This window comes from Paenibacillus sp. J53TS2 (assembly GCF_018403305.1).
In the GTDB taxonomy this organism is placed as follows: domain Bacteria; phylum Bacillota; class Bacilli; order Paenibacillales; family Paenibacillaceae; genus Fontibacillus; species Fontibacillus rhizolycopersici.
The window spans coordinates 182,952-200,176 of record NZ_BOSK01000005.1; the positions used below are offsets into that span (position 1 = coordinate 182,952).

At 49.2% G+C, this 17,225-nt stretch carries 19 protein-coding genes; 13 read left to right on the forward strand and 6 right to left on the reverse strand.

Annotated features, from left to right (window positions below):
• The first annotated feature begins 129 nt into the window (after nucleotides 1-129).
• Both KJS42_RS13200 and KJS42_RS13205 read left to right on the forward strand, forming a co-directional pair.
• Nucleotides 130-648, forward strand: a complete 519-nt coding sequence (locus tag KJS42_RS13200; RefSeq protein WP_193417184.1) for an SRPBCC domain-containing protein — start codon at nucleotides 130-132, stop codon at nucleotides 646-648.
• Between the two features lie 165 nt (nucleotides 649-813).
• Nucleotides 814-1,797, forward strand: coding sequence for a VanZ family protein (locus tag KJS42_RS13205; protein WP_213623109.1), 984 nt, complete (start codon nucleotides 814-816; stop codon nucleotides 1,795-1,797).
• Nucleotides 1,798-1,969: 172 nt separating this feature from the next.
• On the opposite strand, the gene KJS42_RS13210 is transcribed toward KJS42_RS13205, so the two are convergent.
• The 6 genes from KJS42_RS13210 to KJS42_RS13235 form a co-directional block, all read right to left on the reverse strand.
• Nucleotides 1,970-2,650: an ABC transporter ATP-binding protein gene (locus KJS42_RS13210; RefSeq protein WP_213623110.1), complete on the reverse strand. Its 681-nt coding sequence runs from the start codon at nucleotides 2,648-2,650 to the stop codon at nucleotides 1,970-1,972.
• A complete protein-coding gene (locus tag KJS42_RS13215) occupies nucleotides 2,643-3,821 on the reverse strand; it encodes a hypothetical protein (protein ID WP_213623111.1) in 1,179 nt (392 codons plus the stop codon). The genes KJS42_RS13210 and KJS42_RS13215 overlap by 8 nt, the downstream gene beginning before the upstream one ends.
• 10 nt (nucleotides 3,822-3,831) lie before the next feature.
• Nucleotides 3,832-4,680 carry an FtsX-like permease family protein gene (locus KJS42_RS13220; RefSeq protein WP_213623112.1) on the reverse strand — a complete coding sequence of 283 codons (849 nt, stop codon included), beginning with the start codon at nucleotides 4,678-4,680 and terminating at the stop codon, nucleotides 3,832-3,834.
• 142 nt (nucleotides 4,681-4,822) lie between these two features.
• The gene (locus KJS42_RS23360) at nucleotides 4,823-5,368 is read right to left on the reverse strand and encodes a VanZ family protein (protein ID WP_368858223.1); all 546 of its coding nucleotides are present in this window, start codon (nucleotides 5,366-5,368) and stop codon (nucleotides 4,823-4,825) included.
• 946 nt (nucleotides 5,369-6,314) lie between these two features.
• Complete coding sequence (locus KJS42_RS13230) at nucleotides 6,315-7,004, reverse strand: LrgB family protein (RefSeq protein ID WP_193417182.1); 690 nt, start codon at nucleotides 7,002-7,004, stop codon at nucleotides 6,315-6,317.
• A complete protein-coding gene (locus tag KJS42_RS13235) occupies nucleotides 6,974-7,381 on the reverse strand; it encodes a CidA/LrgA family protein (RefSeq protein WP_155606878.1) in 408 nt (135 codons plus the stop codon). Before KJS42_RS13235 ends, KJS42_RS13230 begins: the two co-directional genes overlap by 31 nt.
• A gap of 245 nt (nucleotides 7,382-7,626) precedes the next feature.
• On the opposite strand from KJS42_RS13235, the gene KJS42_RS13240 reads away from it, so the two are divergent.
• From KJS42_RS13240 to KJS42_RS13290, 11 genes are all read left to right on the forward strand, one after another.
• Nucleotides 7,627-8,754, forward strand: coding sequence for an ABC transporter substrate-binding protein (locus tag KJS42_RS13240; RefSeq protein ID WP_213623114.1), 1,128 nt, complete (start codon nucleotides 7,627-7,629; stop codon nucleotides 8,752-8,754).
• A gap of 96 nt (nucleotides 8,755-8,850) precedes the next feature.
• Nucleotides 8,851-9,771, forward strand: coding sequence for an ABC transporter permease (locus KJS42_RS13245; RefSeq protein WP_213623115.1), 921 nt, complete (start codon nucleotides 8,851-8,853; stop codon nucleotides 9,769-9,771).
• Nucleotides 9,771-10,580 carry an ABC transporter permease gene (locus tag KJS42_RS13250; protein WP_155606876.1) on the forward strand — a complete coding sequence of 270 codons (810 nt, stop codon included), beginning with the start codon at nucleotides 9,771-9,773 and terminating at the stop codon, nucleotides 10,578-10,580. The genes KJS42_RS13245 and KJS42_RS13250 overlap by 1 nt, the downstream gene beginning before the upstream one ends.
• Nucleotides 10,577-11,623 (forward strand): ABC transporter ATP-binding protein, encoded by a 1,047-nt coding sequence (locus KJS42_RS13255; RefSeq protein WP_213623116.1) that lies wholly within the window; start codon nucleotides 10,577-10,579, stop codon nucleotides 11,621-11,623. The genes KJS42_RS13250 and KJS42_RS13255 overlap by 4 nt, the downstream gene beginning before the upstream one ends.
• A gap of 5 nt (nucleotides 11,624-11,628) precedes the next feature.
• A complete protein-coding gene (locus KJS42_RS13260; protein WP_155606874.1) occupies nucleotides 11,629-12,417 on the forward strand; it encodes a DeoR/GlpR family DNA-binding transcription regulator in 789 nt (262 codons plus the stop codon).
• A gap of 14 nt (nucleotides 12,418-12,431) precedes the next feature.
• Nucleotides 12,432-13,256, forward strand: a complete 825-nt coding sequence (locus tag KJS42_RS13265) for an alkaline phosphatase family protein (RefSeq protein WP_213623117.1) — start codon at nucleotides 12,432-12,434, stop codon at nucleotides 13,254-13,256.
• A 19-nt stretch (nucleotides 13,257-13,275) separates the two neighbouring features.
• The gene (locus KJS42_RS13270; RefSeq protein ID WP_213623118.1) at nucleotides 13,276-14,298 is read left to right on the forward strand and encodes a PHP domain-containing protein; all 1,023 of its coding nucleotides are present in this window, start codon (nucleotides 13,276-13,278) and stop codon (nucleotides 14,296-14,298) included.
• A gap of 77 nt (nucleotides 14,299-14,375) precedes the next feature.
• Nucleotides 14,376-14,525 carry a hypothetical protein gene (locus KJS42_RS13275; RefSeq protein ID WP_167521234.1) on the forward strand — a complete coding sequence of 50 codons (150 nt, stop codon included), beginning with the start codon at nucleotides 14,376-14,378 and terminating at the stop codon, nucleotides 14,523-14,525.
• Nucleotides 14,526-14,650: 125 nt separating this feature from the next.
• Nucleotides 14,651-15,349, forward strand: coding sequence for a PspA/IM30 family protein (locus KJS42_RS13280; protein WP_213623119.1), 699 nt, complete (start codon nucleotides 14,651-14,653; stop codon nucleotides 15,347-15,349).
• Nucleotides 15,350-15,380: 31 nt separating this feature from the next.
• Complete coding sequence (locus KJS42_RS13285; protein ID WP_213623227.1) at nucleotides 15,381-16,412, forward strand: TFIIB-type zinc ribbon-containing protein; 1,032 nt, start codon at nucleotides 15,381-15,383, stop codon at nucleotides 16,410-16,412.
• Nucleotides 16,409-17,215: a TPM domain-containing protein gene (locus KJS42_RS13290; RefSeq protein ID WP_213623120.1), complete on the forward strand. Its 807-nt coding sequence runs from the start codon at nucleotides 16,409-16,411 to the stop codon at nucleotides 17,213-17,215. Before KJS42_RS13285 ends, KJS42_RS13290 begins: the two co-directional genes overlap by 4 nt.
• The last annotated feature ends 10 nt before the right edge of the window (nucleotides 17,216-17,225 follow it).

Here is a 17,225-nt window from a genome sequence, read left to right on the forward strand (position 1 = left end):
TTAATCATTGTCTCACTGCTTTCCTTTTTTGTACATCAATTTTAAATATTCCTTTACAGGAATATTCCGTATAGTGTATATTGTTCTCATAAAACCTAAATCTCTAATCCCAATGAGGAGGATTTGTCGATGTCGAATCAAACGATGGTTCACCGCGTGGAAAATGAAACGGTACTGGTACTGGAACGGGTGTTTAACGCGCCGAAAGAGCTGGTGTTCTCCATGTTTAAAGAAGCGGAGCATCTGAAACACTGGTGGGGACCAAGGGGATTTGAGGTTACGGTATGCACCGTCGATTTCCGGCCTGGCGGGATCTGGCATTACTGCATGAAATGCATGGACCCGCAAATGGGGGATTTTTACGGAACGGAATCCTGGGGCAAAGCCGTATACAAGGAAATTGACGAGCCGGACGGGTTCGTTTATACCGATTACTTCTCGGATGCCGAGGGGAACGTCAACGCTTCGTTGCCAGCCACCGTCATTACAATGGAGTTCATTGATCTGGGCGGCGGCCAAACGAAGCTAGTCAGCCGGGGGGAATACGTTTCTTCGGAATCGCTCAAAACCGTTATGGATATGGGCATGCTGCAAGGCATTACCGAAACGTGGGATCGCCTGGAAGAGCGCCTGAGCGAAGTGAAATAAACAAGAATCAAGAACAGCTGTCGGCTTGAAGTGCCGGCGGCTGTTTTCTTTTTGCCTAAGAAGCCTAAAGGCGCTAACTATTGGATCCATCCAAACGTAATTCCGATAGTACGAACCTTGTGAAAGGTGGCCTCAAAAAAGAACCAAGGAAGGTGGATCTACAGGATGGATTCAAAGTTCGATCGAGGACGGAGCATCAACCTCAGCCAAGCCAGAACAAGCCGTTGGCTGCAGGCTCTCTTTTACTTGTTATTTAGCGCATATGGTTTATTCACGCTTCAGGTGATTTTGTTTAAGACGGTTCCTTTTGCGGCGATTTTCTACCATGCGGGAGAGCGGTCGATAAGAAGCATCAATTGGATTCCTTTTTATACGATCGCAGAGTTCTTCACGAGCCCCAATATGGGTATGGGAAGAGCATTGCTCAATGTAGGGGGGAATATCGCGTTGTTCATCCCTTTGGGGATCTTGGCGGCCCAAGCAGGGAAAGGAAGGTCTATTCGCCTGCAATCGCTCTGGCTGCTGGTTACTTCGCTCCTGCTTGAGATCATTCAATATGTCCTGGCTTTGGGCAGCAGCGATATCGACGATATTCTATTGAATACTTTGGGTGGGGTGATCGGGATCGGGATCTATCGTTGGTTCCGAAAAAAAACCTCTTCGACGAATCGCCTCCTGACGGTCTTGATTGTCCTCTTTATGCTGGTTGGCTTAGCCGGAGTCGCTTCCGCCAGAATGCTGGGTTATGACAGCCTTTTGCCATTCTCCAATACAAGGGTTGGTTTTGTCGACGAGAATAAAGAGGTGATGGCAGGTTGGGATGAAGCTCGGGCCGATGTGTTTGGGAGTTTGACCGCTGTGGGAACACAAGAAGTGACGGTGCAGATGAACCTGAAACTAAGGGGAACTTCGGCTCCAGAAGAAGCGGAGGGCGAGGAGGGTCGGTTCCCAATCACAGACGCAACGAAATTCTTCGTCAGCCACATCCGTTCCCATCAACATACCGTGATCAGCAACTATCAAAAGGCATCCAGATCCGAAGTCGTTTCTTTGTTGGAAACGAGGGAGATGGCTCCCCCAGTGAAAGTCTGGCTATCCGATGAGGATCGGCAAGTGGCCGAAGCGGTGTTGGTTAGCGTGGTTGAGTAAAGAGATGCAACGGATAGGTTGGCGGGCTCCTTTGTTTTCTGAATTAAATCTTGTAAGGTAATGAAAGTGCCCTGATCAGCGGCTTCACCGCCCTCCAAGCTTTACCCTCGTCTTCAAAAAGATCATGAGCACGACCATAGGCCAATATCACCTTACTTCTTCCTGAATATTTTTATTTTATCTTTCCATCTTGTATAACGACTACTCTGTTACACATGTCTGCTACGTAACTATTATGAGTTGCGATAATAAAAGTGATCCCGTTCTCTTTATTAAGTTTTTTGAATAACTCCATACTGGCGATAGTATTTTTGGAATCCAATGCCCCTGTTGGTTCATCTGCAATAACTAATTCCGGGTTATTTATGATGGCTCTTGCAATCGCTACACGTTGTTTTTCGCCACCGGATAAGAGTCTTGTCTTTTTTGTGGCAAAATTAGGTAAACCTACTTTGTTCAATGTATTTACAATCATTTTATTGAATTGATCAATTTGAATAGCCTGATTAAATAGTAAAGGCAGTTTAAGGTTGTTATAGACTGACATGTCTTCGATTAATCCAAAATTCTGTAGTACATAACCGATATGCTTATTTTTTATTTCCGCTATTTCTTTTTTTGATATGGATTTGAAGTCTCTTCCTTGGAAATGATAGCTACCCGAGTAATTTTTGATATTTCCCCCAATGATGTTCATCAAGGTAGTTTTACCTGACCCGGATGCGCCAACAATTGCAATCATCTCACCAGTAGTTATAGAAAGAGTAACGTTATTGAGTGCTAGTTCAGTTCCGCTATACTCTTTTGTTATTTTATTCAATACAATAATGTCATTTGTTTTATTGTTATTCACATATGATCTCCTTATCTAATGACTTATCATCATAATTAACTTTCTTAAAAAAATATGAATTAAACGAAGTAATCAAGGTTACTGTAACAAAACATAACGCAAGAATTAACAAACAGTGCAACCAAAAATATCGGATACCGTAACCCGAGCATATCAAAAACCAGACGATTTCTTGAAGTATTACTGGAACTAGGAAGAATGCTAAATTCATAATATACATTGATTGGAAATAAAATTTCACGTCGATGCCGCAATTCTTTAAAATGAATAGTTCGCTTTTTCTATTATGAAATTCTAGGTAAAAGAAACTTGATATCGAAACAACGATAAGTGGGAAAATGACAATTAAAAGAGTGAGGTATATATATAAATCCTTATATGTTAATCCTTTTAGCATAAGGATGTTCTCTTCAAGATTATTAATATTTTTTAAACCCATATCTTCTAAAAATGAAGTAAACACACCTTCAGAATAAGGACGAGTATTCTCGAACATGATGGAAACCGAACCATCGAATTCACTATAGAAAAGCTTAGAAATTTCGCCTATACGATCAAATACTAAGATTGTACTATCCCCTCGGTAAATATTAGGATTCCCATAGGTGTGTTCCAAAATATAGTTGTCATTTCGAACTCCTATGATTTTAATTTTAATAGATTGCAGGCTCATCAGATTTTTATTTATCGTAATGTTATAAGCTTTTCCTAATTCGTATTTATTGCTTAATTTTTTCGGAACTATAGTTGGGTAAATTTTCTCACTATCATCAATATCTTGAAAATAGTCACCTTTTGAGATCAAATATTTATATTGTTTGATTTCATTCCGTGATAAAAAATCTACGGTAATTTGTAGATTACCTTGCAATTGATCTGTAAACGCCAGCTTTTTCGAGGGGCTGATCATTTCAATTCCATAAGGTAATTTCTTCTGCAAAACAGCTAATTTTTTAGATAGATTATTCATGTCGCTAATAGTCATCTCGGCAAGATATAGGTGACTTGCACCGGCTCTTTCCAATGTTTGTTTAATGAGTTTGATTTCTCCGACATTATTAAAAACCAGATGAAATATGAAACAAAAAACGACTAGCTCGAAAGAAAGAAATAAGTACTTGTATTTGCTGGGGGAGGCATATAGTTTAATAAATTCAAAAATTCTGCTCATATTCTCCTCTTTAATAGACAGCCGTAATTTGCTTAATATATGAACCTATTGGACCAGCTAAATAAGATCCGAGAATTACTGAAATAATTGTTAACACAACCAATATCACAATAAAATTAAAAGCAATATATTTGTCCTCATAACCAAGAACTCTGTATATTTTCATTACGTTCTTATTCCGAAAATGGATGATCCGAAGCAAATTAATTATATTAAGTGAACTGAACACGATAACTATAAATGCAGAAATAACACTCCCGGACGTATTTTTTAAGATACTGTCTTTCATCCAAGAAGAGGAGGTGGTAATTTGATAGTCAGTGTCATAATTCAGATGATTTTTGGCTGATCTGACAACTGCACGAATCTCTTTTTTATTTAATCGTTCCTCCATCAATATAAAGGCTTCATTGACGCGAAAGTTATTTTCATTGCCTTTTGAGAGTTTCAGCACAGTATTATAAGGGATTATGGGACCGCTTATTTTATCTTCATTATGAATACCAATAAATCTGAAATCATAATCTGCAAATTGAACAATATCACCTAATTTATAATTACTATAATATTTTGAGTAATCTTTCTGACTTAGTATGATTACATTTAGCCCATATAGTAGCTCGCTATTACTAAAATTTCGACCTAGAATGATTGTATTGTTGGTATGGGGATAGAGGTTGGTATGTTGATGATCAAAAGCGACATCAAAATGGCGAATGACGCTATTTTTTGCAGATAGATTCAGGTGAGTTATTTTTTTGATTCGTTTGTTTATGAATTCCTTAAAAATAGAATCAAAGGATTCAACAGAATTAGCACCCGCGAGTCTAATTTCGTAAGTCCTCACAGCAACATTCATTTTTCCATACTCTAAAAACTTCGATACGATATCTCCGGATATGATAAATACAAAAGAAAAGGTCAGAATTAAAGTACACAAGATGATTACGTTAATTTTTGCGTCATTGATAAATTGTCTACTCAAAACCTCAAGGAAAGTTCTAATTCTCCGCATAGTCCTCACTTTTAGGCGCCTTTTCATGAATAAATACAAATCTAATCATTTTTTGAATGCTCTGTGTCCTGAATAAGAAATAACCAGTCATAAAACCGATGGAATTAAGTATAATGTCATCTACATCAAAGAATCCTGTTTGGGTTACTAATTGAATAACTTCAATCACTATGATGAAAAAAAGGAACATAAATATTTTTCTTTTTAAACCAATTATCTTTGAAGGGAAGAAAATACTTATAAATAAATCCAAAGGAACAAACATTAAAATGTTACCTACAATATTTCCTAACACAATCGACTTATTTATGTAGTCACCTACAAAAGCTAAAAAATAAAACGATATTGTTTTAAAAGGTATGAGATTAGAGTTTTCAACATAATATTCTATCAGAGAACTATATTTCCAATCTACACCAGATTTGAATAATAATCCACACATCATAGTGATGTAGATTAAAAAGTAAAGAAAAAAGCTAAATTTGAATGTTCTGATTCTCAGTGTATTATTGTTAACTGCTAATAATAGCAATGAGTTTGCAATTAGAACAAATACAAAATAAAGAATAGCAGCAAGTGATATATATTTAAAAATTGTCCCGGAAAAATTAGTTTAAACAATGCATAAATGAGTAGTAGAAGAATTGCTAAACTTATGCCATAGAAAAAAAATGCTATGACTTTCTGGTAAATCATATTTTTTTTCATTTTATGCTATCCACACCTCCGGGAAAATTGTCGAAATAAAAGCATGGTATTATAGAAGACGATATCATCGCCTTCTATAATACCATTTTTTGATGTGTTCCTTTAATTATTTGTTACAGATCCATATCCGACCAAATATTGACCGTCTGGAATATAATCATTATTGATAATTTTTATCTTATAAGTACCGCCACTCGTAAGTCCTGAAATTGTTCCGGATTCTGTCCCGTCTATATCAAACTGCAAACTTTTTGTTGTTAACAATCGACGGAGAGTTATTTGTTTCGAGGCTCTTATATGCAAAATCAAAACTTGTAGATGAGGACAGTTTTGCTAACCAACATAGATTTGAGGATTTCGCCCTTATAATGCCGAGAGTAGCAGATTGGTCGATAGGGGGGTCAACAGATCGGTGACGTAGTTGTTGTAACAATAAGTATGTAGCATATGGCTGCGGCCTCTCGGGCATTTGTTGCGTTGGCCGCGTGCGGAAATAGGGTAAAAAAGGGCCTTATTCTCCTCCCGATCGGCGGTTGACTCGAAATAGCGGACTTTTTTGGCCTTATTTTGCATGGATAGGCCGGGAAGATGCGGTTTTGGCCGGCGCCCGGATCGATAAGGCCATAAAAGTCCCTTATTTTCGGCGAAAGAGCCAAATTAACAAAAATAAGGCCCCAAAAGGGCCTTATTTGCATGCGTGGAACTGCAGAGGGAGGAGGCTACGAGGCTACAAGAAGTGACGAGGCGAGGCTCATCCGCTGTTCCCCTGGTCACAACAAGAGCCAAGCGACCAACGGCGCCAGCACGGAGCCGAACACGGCGCTAAAGGTCAGAGCCACCGTGCTGGTCGAGACGACGGTCGGTCCGAACTCCGCGGCTTTGCCCGTGCCTAGCGCATGGGAGGCGGCCCCGAAGCCAATGCCCCTCCCGTTGTCGTTAGTAATTCCAAAGCATTTGAAGACGATAGGGCCCAGAATGACACCCGTAAGCCCCGCGAGCATCACCAGGGCGGAGGTAATGGATGCGTTCCCTCCCAAGCTGCTGGAGATTTCCATCGCAACCGGTGTTGTAATCGATTTGGGCAAGATGGACACGATCAGTTCACGGGGATACCCTGCCCATAGGGCAAATCCGATGCCGCTGATCATTCCAGCCGCAATGCCGACGATCGTGCCGGCGAGGACCGCTCTCCATTCTCTGAGCAACGCGTCGAGTTCTTTGTACATCGGGTAGGCGAGCGCGACGACGGCGGGACCAAGACCATATTGCAGCCAACGTCCGCCTCTCATGAAATCGCCGTAGGAAGTCCCTGTCGTCATCAACAAGCCGATCACGAGTGCGGAACAGGTGAGGACCGGAACGAGAATGGCCCATTTCAACTTGCGATACAATCCGCTCATCAGGAGGTATAAGAGGACTACGCCCAGCACTATGCCTGCTTCGTAAAGGATTTCACGCATGGGATCGCCTCCTCTTGAGGTTTCGAGGTCCGTTGGGCTACCCATTGCGTAGTCAACCCTGCCAATATCATGGTTAAAAGCGTGCTGAGCACAACGATTAGAATCAGCCATTGTCCGCCCGCAGTGAACACCTGGAAATAGTCCATGACGCCAACCGTGGCCGGTACCAGGAATAACGGGATCAACTTCTGCATAAATCCGGCCCCTTGTTCCATCCACCTCGCAGGAACAATCCGCAGTTTAAGAGCCAGGAACAACAGCACGAGGCCGAAGATGCTCCCGGGAATCGGTGCCTTGCTTACCGTCTGAAGCAACAACCCTGCACCGTAAAACCCCGTGAGCAGGGCAATCTGGAAGAAGAAATGAATGACTTTCATAGATGTGGAAGAGTGTCCTCTTCATTGCGCCTCCTTGCTGCCGAAAAATGTCAAAGTAATCTTATCCCTTCCGGAACGCACTTTACAAGGGCGAAAATCCGAACAAATCACCCGCCTCCGATTTAATAAACTTCACCATTTCCATTAATCCAGCGCAAACAGTCAAAACCTATACTCTACTTGGGTCGGAATCAACAGAAATACATAACGAACCCACAATAATCCACAGGGAGTGCATGAAAACCATGAAATTTGGGTTAAAGAAGCAGTTCACGCTGGGTCTGGTCTTATCCTTGTTTGTATTGATGCTAGCGGCTTGTGGTGCGAGTGACAATGGCGGCAATGCGGCCGCTACGGACACAAGCGGAGCGGCGCAGGCCGAGGAGCTTACGCTGGCCGATCTGGAAGCGAAAGCGAAAGAAGAAGGTTCTGTCGAGAGCGTAGGCATGCCGGATACGTGGGCGAACTGGAAAGATACTTGGGTGGATCTGAAAACCAAGTATTCGCTGGATCACACGGATACGGATATGTCGAGTGCCGATGAAATCGCCAAATTCGAGGCGGAGAAGGACAAACCGACCGCAGATATCGGCGACGTGGGGATCGCGTTTGGTCCGGTTGCCGTGAACAAGGGCGTGACCCAACCGTTCAAAACCTCGTATTGGGACGAGGTTCCGGATTGGGCCAAGGATAAGGACGGACACTGGATCGTAGGGTACCAAGGGTCTATCGCTTTCTTCACGAACACGGACCTAGTCCAACAACCGCCGCAAAGCTGGGAAGATCTGAAGAACGGCGACTATAAAATCATCGTCGGCGACGTGACCAAAGCTGCGCAAGCGCAAATGGCCGTCCTGGCCGCCGCCATTGCCTACGGCGGGGATGAAACGAACATCGAGCCGGGGGTTGCTTACTTCGAAGACTTGGCGAAAAAAGGCCGCTTGTCCAGCGCAGAAGCTTCGCTGGCCAACATCGAGAAAGGCGAAGTGCAAGTGACCTTGTTCTGGGACTTCAATGCCCTGAACTACCGCGATCAACTGGGCGGTCCGGAGAAGTTTAACGTCGCTATTCCGAAGGAAGGCAGCGTGGTCAGCGGTTACGCTACGATCATTAACAAATACGCGCCGCATCCGCATGCGGCCAAGCTGGCGCGTGAGTACATCTTGAGTGATGCCGGCCAAATCAACCTGGCGAAGGGCTATGCCCGTCCGATCCGCGAGAACGTACAGCTTCCCGAGGACGTTGCCGCCAAGCTGCTGCCGGCCGATGCCTATGCCAACGTGAAGCCGGTCGGCGACTACAAGGCTTGGGAAGAAACAACGAAGAAGTTGCCGCAGCTGTGGCAGGAGCGCGTGCTTGTTCATATGAACTAATCGGACGAATTGCGAGTCCGAGTTCTACCATTTGAAGTGGTGCGTCAAACGTCTTGGACGGAGGGCGCCCCTTTTTTCCAATAAGGAGGGTGTGGCGTGAAACGGAAAAATCGCTGGTATCTGCTTGGACTGGTTCCTTTCGTCGTCATGGTGGCCCTGTTCCAACTGGTGCCGATCGTGTCGATGTTAACGGGAAGCGTCAGCCCGGAGAAGGGTGCCGGAATCACGTTTGGGTATTACGCCCGAATTTTTCAAAGCGACTATTATCTCAAAGCCATTCAGAATAGCTTGTTGATCTCGGTCTTCTCGAGCGTCATCGGGATTGTCGTCGGATTGGCCTGCGCCTATTCCGTAACGCGGTTCGCGCCGAAGATGCGGGACCGCTTGATCATGGTGTCCAATATGACTTCGAATTTCGCTGGCGTGCCGCTCGCCTTCGCGTACATTATCCTGCTCGGGAGCAATGGGGTTTTCACCTTGCTCTTTAAGCAGTGGGGGTGGGACGTGTTTGCCGGTTTCAACTTATATAGCTGGTCGGGGCTGGTCCTGGTGTATGTCTATTTTCAGGTTCCCCTGGCTTTGTTGCTGCTGTACCCGTCGTTTTACGGGATTCGGGAGCAGTGGAAGGAAGCAGCGTCGCTGCTTGGCGCGAGCCATTGGCAGTTTTGGAGAACGATCGGGATTCCGGTGCTGCTGCCGGCCGTGTTCGGTACGCTGGGAATCTTATTCGCGAATGCGATGGGCGCTTACGCAACTGCTTATGCCCTCGTCGGAAGCAATTTCAATTTGCTCACTGTGCGAATCGGCAATCTGGTCTCGGGCGATGTCGTGACCGAGCCGCAGCTGGGGAATGCGCTGGCGGTCATTATGGGCTTGTCGACGCTGCTGGCTGTATATCTCAACCACAAGATGACCCAGCGCCTGCACCAGTTTCAATCCGGCTCATCGGAGGGTAAGGTCCGCAGTCGGCGGAGATGGCCCAAGCTGAAATCTCCTGCATTGAAGGAGGAATTGTAATGCAGACGCCAAGCAAGAAAGCAGGATGGGGCTCGCGTTCGCTGATGCTCGTGATGATGGTCTATCTGCTGCTCCCCCTTCTGGCGACGATGATTTACGCGTTCGCGAAGGAGTGGCAAGCGACCCTCCTGCCGGAGAGCTGGACGTTGGAGTGGTTCAGCGGAATGTTCCAGGATGCGCGATTTCTGGATGCGTTGTGGAAATCCCTGTACCTCTGCGCGATCAGTATCGCGCTTAGCCTGGCCGTCATGCTGCCGGCCGTTTTCATCATCACCGTTTACTTGCCCCGGCTGGAGAGCTTCATGAAAGGAATCGTCGTGCTCCCTTATGCCGTGCCCGGCGTCGTTGCTGCGGTGGGGTTGATCCGCACATATTCCACCGGTCCAATCAACATTTCGGGCACCGCCTATATTTTGATCGGCGCGTATTTCATCATCGTGCTGCCTTATATGTACCAGGGCATCCGTAACAGCCTGTTGACCGTATCGGCGCCGGAGCTGCTGAATGCCGCGGAAATGCTGGGTGCCGGCCGCATGAAAGCGTTCGTGACCGTGATTTTGCCGAACATTTGGCCGGGCGTGGTGACGTCGACGCTGTTGTCTTTTTCCGTGCTATTCGGGGAATTCGTCATGACCAATATGCTGGTTGGGGGACATATTCAGACCATCCAAGTGTACTTGTCCCGGCGCATGAATGAAAGCGGGCATTTGGCCAGCGCGATCGCGATTTCGTATTTCTTGTTTATCCTGGCGTTGTCCATGATCTTGATGAAACTCGGCAAAAAAGTAAACAGGGGGATTTCAGAATGAAGCCATATCTGAAGCTGGAAGGGATCCGTAAGCAATTCGGAACGACGACGGTGCTGAATCAGGTGAATTTGGACATTCGCGAGGGGGAACTCGTCACGCTGTTAGGTCCGTCCGGATGTGGAAAAAGCACGCTGCTGCGCTGCATCGCCGGTCTGACGGAGATCAACGAAGGGCGGATTTGGCTGGATGACAAGGACATCGTCAACCTGCCCCCTCGCAGCCGAGAGATCGGCATGGTGTTCCAATCGTACGCTTTGTTCCCGAATCTGACGGTCAGCGAGAATATCGAATACGGCATGCGGATGCGCGGGATGACCAAGGAAGCCCGTCGCCAAAGATCCGGCGAACTCTTGGAGCTCATTGACTTGACCGACAAGCGGGACGCCTATCCCGCACAACTGTCGGGAGGCCAGCAGCAGCGGGTGGCGCTCGCCCGATCGCTCGCCGTCCGGCCCAAGGTGCTTCTGCTGGATGAGCCGCTGAGCGCGCTGGATGCGAAAATCCGCAAAAACCTGCGGACGGAAATCCGCGAGATTCAAAAGCAATTCAACATGACCACGATCTTCGTCACGCATGATCAGGAAGAAGCGCTAACTTTATCCGACCGGGTCTGCCTGATGAATCAAGGGAATATCGTACAACAAGGGACGCCGGAGGAATTGTACGGCAAGCCTGTCACCGAGTTCGTCGCGCGGTTCATGGGCAGCTACAACGTGCTGACGCGGGCTGAAGCGATGCGGCTGTTCGGCACGGTCCCCGGCGACGGGGAGAGTTATGCCATCCGGCCGGAGGCGCTTTCGCTGGTCGGCGAACAGGATCAAGAGATTGACCTGATCCATGCGGGCAAACCGATTGTGGAAGGAACCGTTCATTCGGCGTCGATCCTCGGCAACGTGATCCGTTACGCCATCGATGCCGCCGGCATCCGGCTGACGGTAGATGCCTTAAATGACGGGCGAAGCCGTCGGTTGGAGGAGGACCGCAAGGTCGCCCTGGCTTTGGATCGCGCGCAATTGCTGCAGCTAGAGAAGGAAGGGGCCTAAGCAAGTTGTCGATTTCATCCGAGGAACGCAAACGATTCATCATGGAGCAGTTGAAGCAGGAGGGACAGGTGAAGGTACCGGAACTCTCGCATCGCTTCACCGTATCAGAAGAGACCGTACGCCGCGATTTGATCCTGCTGGAGAAAGAAGGTTTGGCCAAAAGAGTGTACGGCGGCGCGGTCCTGACTAAGCTAACCAGCTACGAACCGCCGTATTTGCAGCGTCAGAAGGTCAAGGCGGAGGAGAAGGAGCGAATCGGCCGGGCTGCCGCTGAGCTGATCGAATCCGGCGATACGATCGCCATCGATATCGGCACGACGACACTGGAGATGGCCAAGGCGATTGCCGGGCGGGAGCGGCTTACGATCCTGACGAACTCGCTGGCCGTGGCGTATCACTTGATGGAATCGCTGAACGGCGGGAGGTTTTCCGGGAAGATATTTGTGGTAGGCGGGGAATTAAATCCGGAGCAACAGTCGATGTCGGGAACGATCGGCGAAAGCATATTGTCGCAGTTTCGGGTCGATAAGGCGTTTATCTCCATCGGGGGGATCTCCTTGGAACGCGGAATCAGCGATTACGATGTTGACGAGACAGGGATGTCGCGCCGGATGATCGAAGCGGCGTCCCGCACGATCGTGCTGGCCGATGCGTCCAAGCTGGGCAAGGAAGCTTTCGTGGAGATCGCGCCGCTTGGGCAGGTTCACGCCATTGTCAGCGACGCCGCCGCACCAAAGGAGTGGATGCAGACGCTCCGCAGTCATCGGATCCAATGGATGGAAGCCACCAATTAAAGGGGGAGAAACGAATGTCATCAGCAGAAGCCAAGAAGCTCGTCGTGGTAGTACTGGACGGGTTAAGATATGATGCTGCCCGCAAGTATCTCGGGTACATGGAGCATCTCGTGGAGCAGGGGGAGGTTACCTGTTATCAAGTGCAGTCGCAGCTTCCGAGCTTGTCGCGCCCGCTCTACGAAGTGCTGTTGACCGGCACGCCCGTTGCGAGAAACGGCATCACGGCGAATCACATTGCGCGGCTCAGCCGGGAGCAAAGCGTGTTCCATCTCGCCGTAGCCGCGGGACTAAGAACGGCCGCCGCTGCGTACCATTGGGTCGGCGAACTGTATAACCGGGCACCGTTTAATCCGGTCACCGACCGGCATCAGCATGAGGAAAACCAGCCGATTCAGCACGGAATCTTTTATTTTGAAGACCACTATCCGGATAGCCATCTGTTCCTCGATGCGGAGCATTTGCGCACGACGTACGATCCGAGCTTCCTTTATATCCACTCGATGAACATCGACGATATGGGGCATAAGCACGGCGGGGAAAGCAAGCAGTACGAAGGCGCCGTCCGCGCGGCGGACGGGATGCTGGCTACGCTGGTGCCGCTTTGGAGATCGCAAGGGTACGAAATCATCGTCACCTCCGATCACGGGATGAATGCGGCGGGACAACATGGAGGAACCGAGCCAGAGGAGCGAAACGTTCCGCTGTATGTATTTGGCGAGTTACCGATTCCGTCGCCGAAGCTCCAGGGCGATCAGGGATTGTCCCAACTCTATTTGGCTCCGCTGATGTGCCATTATCTCGGGATCGAGCCTTCCGGGGCCATGGTGAAATGGGAGTAGACAAGGAGGGAGTTTGCGGGTGAAGGTTGACATGCATTTTCATCTGGAAGAAGGCCCGTATTCTTTGCGCTGGCTATCGCGTACCTTACAAGGATTGGCTGCGACCGAGCCGGGGCCGGATCCAGCGCTGGGGCATCACACGATCGAGTATGCCGAAGAAATGAAACAGCTGTTGTCTCGGCGTATGGAGCAGGGAGCCTATAGCGAAGAATGGTTGGATCGCTACTTGATTCGGGGGCGCGAACGCGGCATTCAGGAGTTTGGCGTCGTCGATCATCTGTACCGGTTCCGGGAATGCCGCCCGTATTACGAGAAACATATGCTGTTGGATGACAGTCGGGTTGGCAAGCTGCAGCGGACCTGGTTGGACCAAGTCTGCGTGGCATCGATCGCGGATTTCGTGAACTTCGTCACGGAGGCGAAGAAGACTCGGCCGGATTTGGCCCTCGGCATCGAGGCGGATTTCTTCCCCGGGTGCGAAGCGGAATTGGGCGAAATCCTGGCAGGCTACGATTGGGATTACGTGATCGGCTCGGTACATTTTCTGGAAGGCTGGGGTTTCGACAATCCGGAGGCGAAGACCGGCTTTGACGGCCGGGATCCCGTGCAAACCTACGCGGATTATTACGAATTGCTGCGACAGGCTAGCGTCTCGGGGTTGTTCCAGATTATCGCCCATCCGGACAACCTGAAGGTGTTTGGCTTCCGGCCGGCTAATGAGAAGAAGCTGCTGCCGTATTACCGGAGCATCGCCAAGGAAATGGCCCGTAGCGGCGTCGCTACGGAGATCAATACCGGCCTCGCCTACCGCTATCCCATCGCCGAGAGCTGCCCGAGTCCTTTGTTCCTGTCGGTATTGGCCCATTACGGGGTTCCGCTGACGTTATCCTCCGATGCGCACTTTCCGGACGATATCGGCACCCTGCTCGATACGGCCTTGGCCGACATGGTCAAGCTCGGATATAGGGAGCTGGCGGTGTTTCGGGACGGGAAGCGGCGGATGGTGCCGATTTTTAAGAATAACCATGCGGCAGCCAAGTAAGGTTTATGGCCCCGCTGCTGCATATAACGACTCCTTTCCGCGCAAGTTATCTTAAAACTAGGGAGGAGTGTAGCGTTATGCAACAAGATTACGAATTCACGGATTTGGAGGACCGGGCGTCGCTGGTTCAGGAGATTCGGAGGCTCGAGGAGAAGATCGAGCAAACCCTCGGGGAGAAGGTCAACCTGATCGCGTACTCCGAGAAAAAGGAAGACTCTGACCTATAACCCGTGTATGCGCGCCCCTTTGGGGGCGTTTTTATTTTTGCCATCCCTTCATCGTCGACATTGAAACCAATGGATCGGATTTGATGTATTATTAAGTAAATAACGGATCTGAAGGAGGACGAGAAGTGGGAATCTTGACGAGGTTTCGGGACGTGATGCGGTCCAATCTCTCCGCATTGCTGGAGCGTTCACCGGATCCGGCAGCGACGGTGGATGCCTATATTCGCCAGTTGAGGCTGGATATAGGGCAAGTCAAGGCGGAGGCGACGGCGGTGCAGGTGGAGGAAGAACGGGCGAAGCGCGCGCTGGATGAGTGCGCCGAGGAGGTCCGGAAGCTACAGCGGTATGCGGAGAAAGCGGTGGAATCGGGCGACGAATCTGCCGCGCTGAAGTTTCTGGAGCGGAAGGGGAAGCAGGCGGAGCGTCTGAATGGGCTGCAGGCGGCCTACGAGCAAGCCGCGGACAATTCGTCCAAAATGAAGCGGATGCAGGATAAGCTGGGTTCCGAACTGCAGGGGCTGGAGACGCGGCAAGCCGAGCTGAAGCGCAAACTGGCGGAGGCCGAAACGCTGAGCCGGACACAGGCTTCCGGTGGGAAGGAGACTCTTCGCGAGCTGGAGGCGAAGGCCGATCAAGCGCTGAACGAAGCGCTGGCATTGGCCGAGCTGCGAGCTGGGACGCGGGAAGACGATCTGGATGCTATCTTCGCGGAGCTGGAGAAGGGCAACAACACGGCCAGAGAGGAGTCGGGTACTCTTACGGTAACTACTCCGGAGGACGAACTCGCGGCGCTTAAAGCGAAAATAAATAAGCAAAATTCCTGAATTCTTATTCGGATGGATTGAGGTGAACGATTTGCCGGTCATTGAATACAAATGTCCGAGCTGCGGCAGCGGCATGACTTTCGATAGTACGACGGGCATGTTATCCTGCCCAAGCTGCGGCCGCAAAGACAATATCGAGCAAATTCCCGACCCGTTAAAGCAGGAGGTATTCGCGGAGGATGAGGTCCGGGAGTATCATTGCGAAAGCTGCGGCGCGGTGATCGTGACGGAACCGGAGACCAGTGCGACGACCTGCAGCTTCTGCGGCTCCGCCGTGGTGTTGAGCGATCGCCTGACCGGAAAGCTGGCCCCGCAACAGGTGATCCCTTTTGCGATCAGCAAGGAAGAAGCGATGGCGGCCTTCAAGAAATGGTGTCGGAAAGGGCTGCTCACGCCCCGCGGCTTCATGACCGCGGACCGCATCCAGAACATCACCGGGATGTACGTGCCGTTCTGGTTGTACGACTTACTTCATAATGTGGATGTCCGCGGCCAAGGGACCCAGGTGAGAAGCTATCGGAGAGGCGATTACCAATACACGGAAACGGATTATTACGAGTTCTACCGGAGAATCCGTCTCAATTATGTGCGGCTGCCGATCGATGCCTCGGCGAAAATGGACGATCAGCTGATGGATAAGCTGGAGCCTTTTCCCTACGATCAATTGAAGACGTTTAAGACGCCTTATCTCGCAGGCTATATCGCCGAAAAGTATAACTTTAACAGCGAGCAACTCACCCCGAGAGCCCGGGACAAAACAATGCCTTATATCGAATCCTATATATCTTCGACTGTTGCTGAATATGCTACGGTAAGTTATTCCGACAAGCAGATGGATACGACCGTTAAGCGGTCCGATTATACGCTGCTTCCGGTGTGGATGGTTTATTACAACTACAAGGGGAAACAATACACGTTTGCGATGAACGGGCAGACGGGGAAAGTGGTAGGAAAACCGCCGCTTAGCAAGGGGAAAATGGCGGCATGGTTCGCCGGCGTTTCGGCTGTATCTTTCCTGGGGCTCAAAATCGTGGCCTGGATGTTGGGAGGCAGCTTCATATGAACAAGCGAGGGATAACCAAGTTTTTGTTGCTAACGCTGGTTGCGTTATGGATGCTGACTCCGTTGACGGCTTGGGCAGAACAAACACCATCCGAGAAGAAGCTGATTTACGACGAAGCCGATATTCTGTATCCGGAATATATCGATGATTTGAATGCTTTGGCTAATGAATACGGGCCGAAACGGGAGACGGACTTTATCGTCTTTACGACGGATAACCCCGAAGATGAGGACGTCGTCAAGTTGACGGAGGATTTCTATGACGAGCGAGCTCCGGGGTACGACAAAGCCCATGGCAATGCCGTGATTTTGACGTTGGATATGCGCAACCGGGATTTATATTTGGCGGGTTTCTATAAAGGTGAGAAATACCTGGATGACAGCCGTTTGGATAAGATTCGCAATAAAATCGCCCCGCTCCTAACGGCAGGCGATTATCATGGCGCCTTCGCAGAATACATACGCACATCCTACCGGTATATGGGGTTCCGACCGGGAGTGAATCCGGATAACCTCCTGTTCAATACCGCCATTCAACTCGTGATCGCACTCGTCATCGGGGGAGTGGTTGTCGGTATAATGGCGTTCCGGAGCGGCGGCAGGGTCACGGTGAACAATCGTACCTACGAGGATTCGGGTGACTCCGGCGTTATATGGCGGCAAGACAACTATCTCCGTACCACGGTAACGAAAACGAAGATCGAGAGCAGCAGCAGTGGGGGCGGAGGCGGCAGCAGTGGCGGTGGAGGCGGAGGAACGACCAGCGGCGGACACTCGCATAGCGGGAGCCGGGGATCATTTTAACGGAAGGGGC

What these genes read in the sequence shown, in the direction of transcription:
- KJS42_RS13230 (WP_193417182.1), bottom strand. Translation starts at nt 7,004, where the DNA reads ATGCGTGAAATCCTTTACGAAGCAGGCATAGTGCTGGGCGTAGTCCTC.
- KJS42_RS13255 (WP_213623116.1), top strand. Translation starts at nt 10,577, where the DNA reads ATGAAGCCATATCTGAAGCTGGAAGGGATCCGTAAGCAATTCGGAACG.
- KJS42_RS13265 (WP_213623117.1), top strand. Translation starts at nt 12,432, where the DNA reads ATGTCATCAGCAGAAGCCAAGAAGCTCGTCGTGGTAGTACTGGACGGG.
- KJS42_RS13290 (WP_213623120.1), top strand. Translation starts at nt 16,409, where the DNA reads ATGAACAAGCGAGGGATAACCAAGTTTTTGTTGCTAACGCTGGTTGCG.
- KJS42_RS13200 (WP_193417184.1), top strand. Translation starts at nt 130, where the DNA reads ATGTCGAATCAAACGATGGTTCACCGCGTGGAAAATGAAACGGTACTG.
- KJS42_RS13275 (WP_167521234.1), top strand. Translation starts at nt 14,376, where the DNA reads ATGCAACAAGATTACGAATTCACGGATTTGGAGGACCGGGCGTCGCTG.
- KJS42_RS13250 (WP_155606876.1), top strand. Translation starts at nt 9,771, where the DNA reads ATGCAGACGCCAAGCAAGAAAGCAGGATGGGGCTCGCGTTCGCTGATG.
- KJS42_RS13235 (WP_155606878.1), bottom strand. Translation starts at nt 7,381, where the DNA reads ATGAAAGTCATTCATTTCTTCTTCCAGATTGCCCTGCTCACGGGGTTT.
- KJS42_RS13220 (WP_213623112.1), bottom strand. Translation starts at nt 4,680, where the DNA reads ATGAATGTTGCTGTGAGGACTTACGAAATTAGACTCGCGGGTGCTAAT.
- KJS42_RS13240 (WP_213623114.1), top strand. Translation starts at nt 7,627, where the DNA reads ATGAAATTTGGGTTAAAGAAGCAGTTCACGCTGGGTCTGGTCTTATCC.
- KJS42_RS13215 (WP_213623111.1), bottom strand. Translation starts at nt 3,821, where the DNA reads ATGAGCAGAATTTTTGAATTTATTAAACTATATGCCTCCCCCAGCAAA.
- KJS42_RS13205 (WP_213623109.1), top strand. Translation starts at nt 814, where the DNA reads ATGGATTCAAAGTTCGATCGAGGACGGAGCATCAACCTCAGCCAAGCC.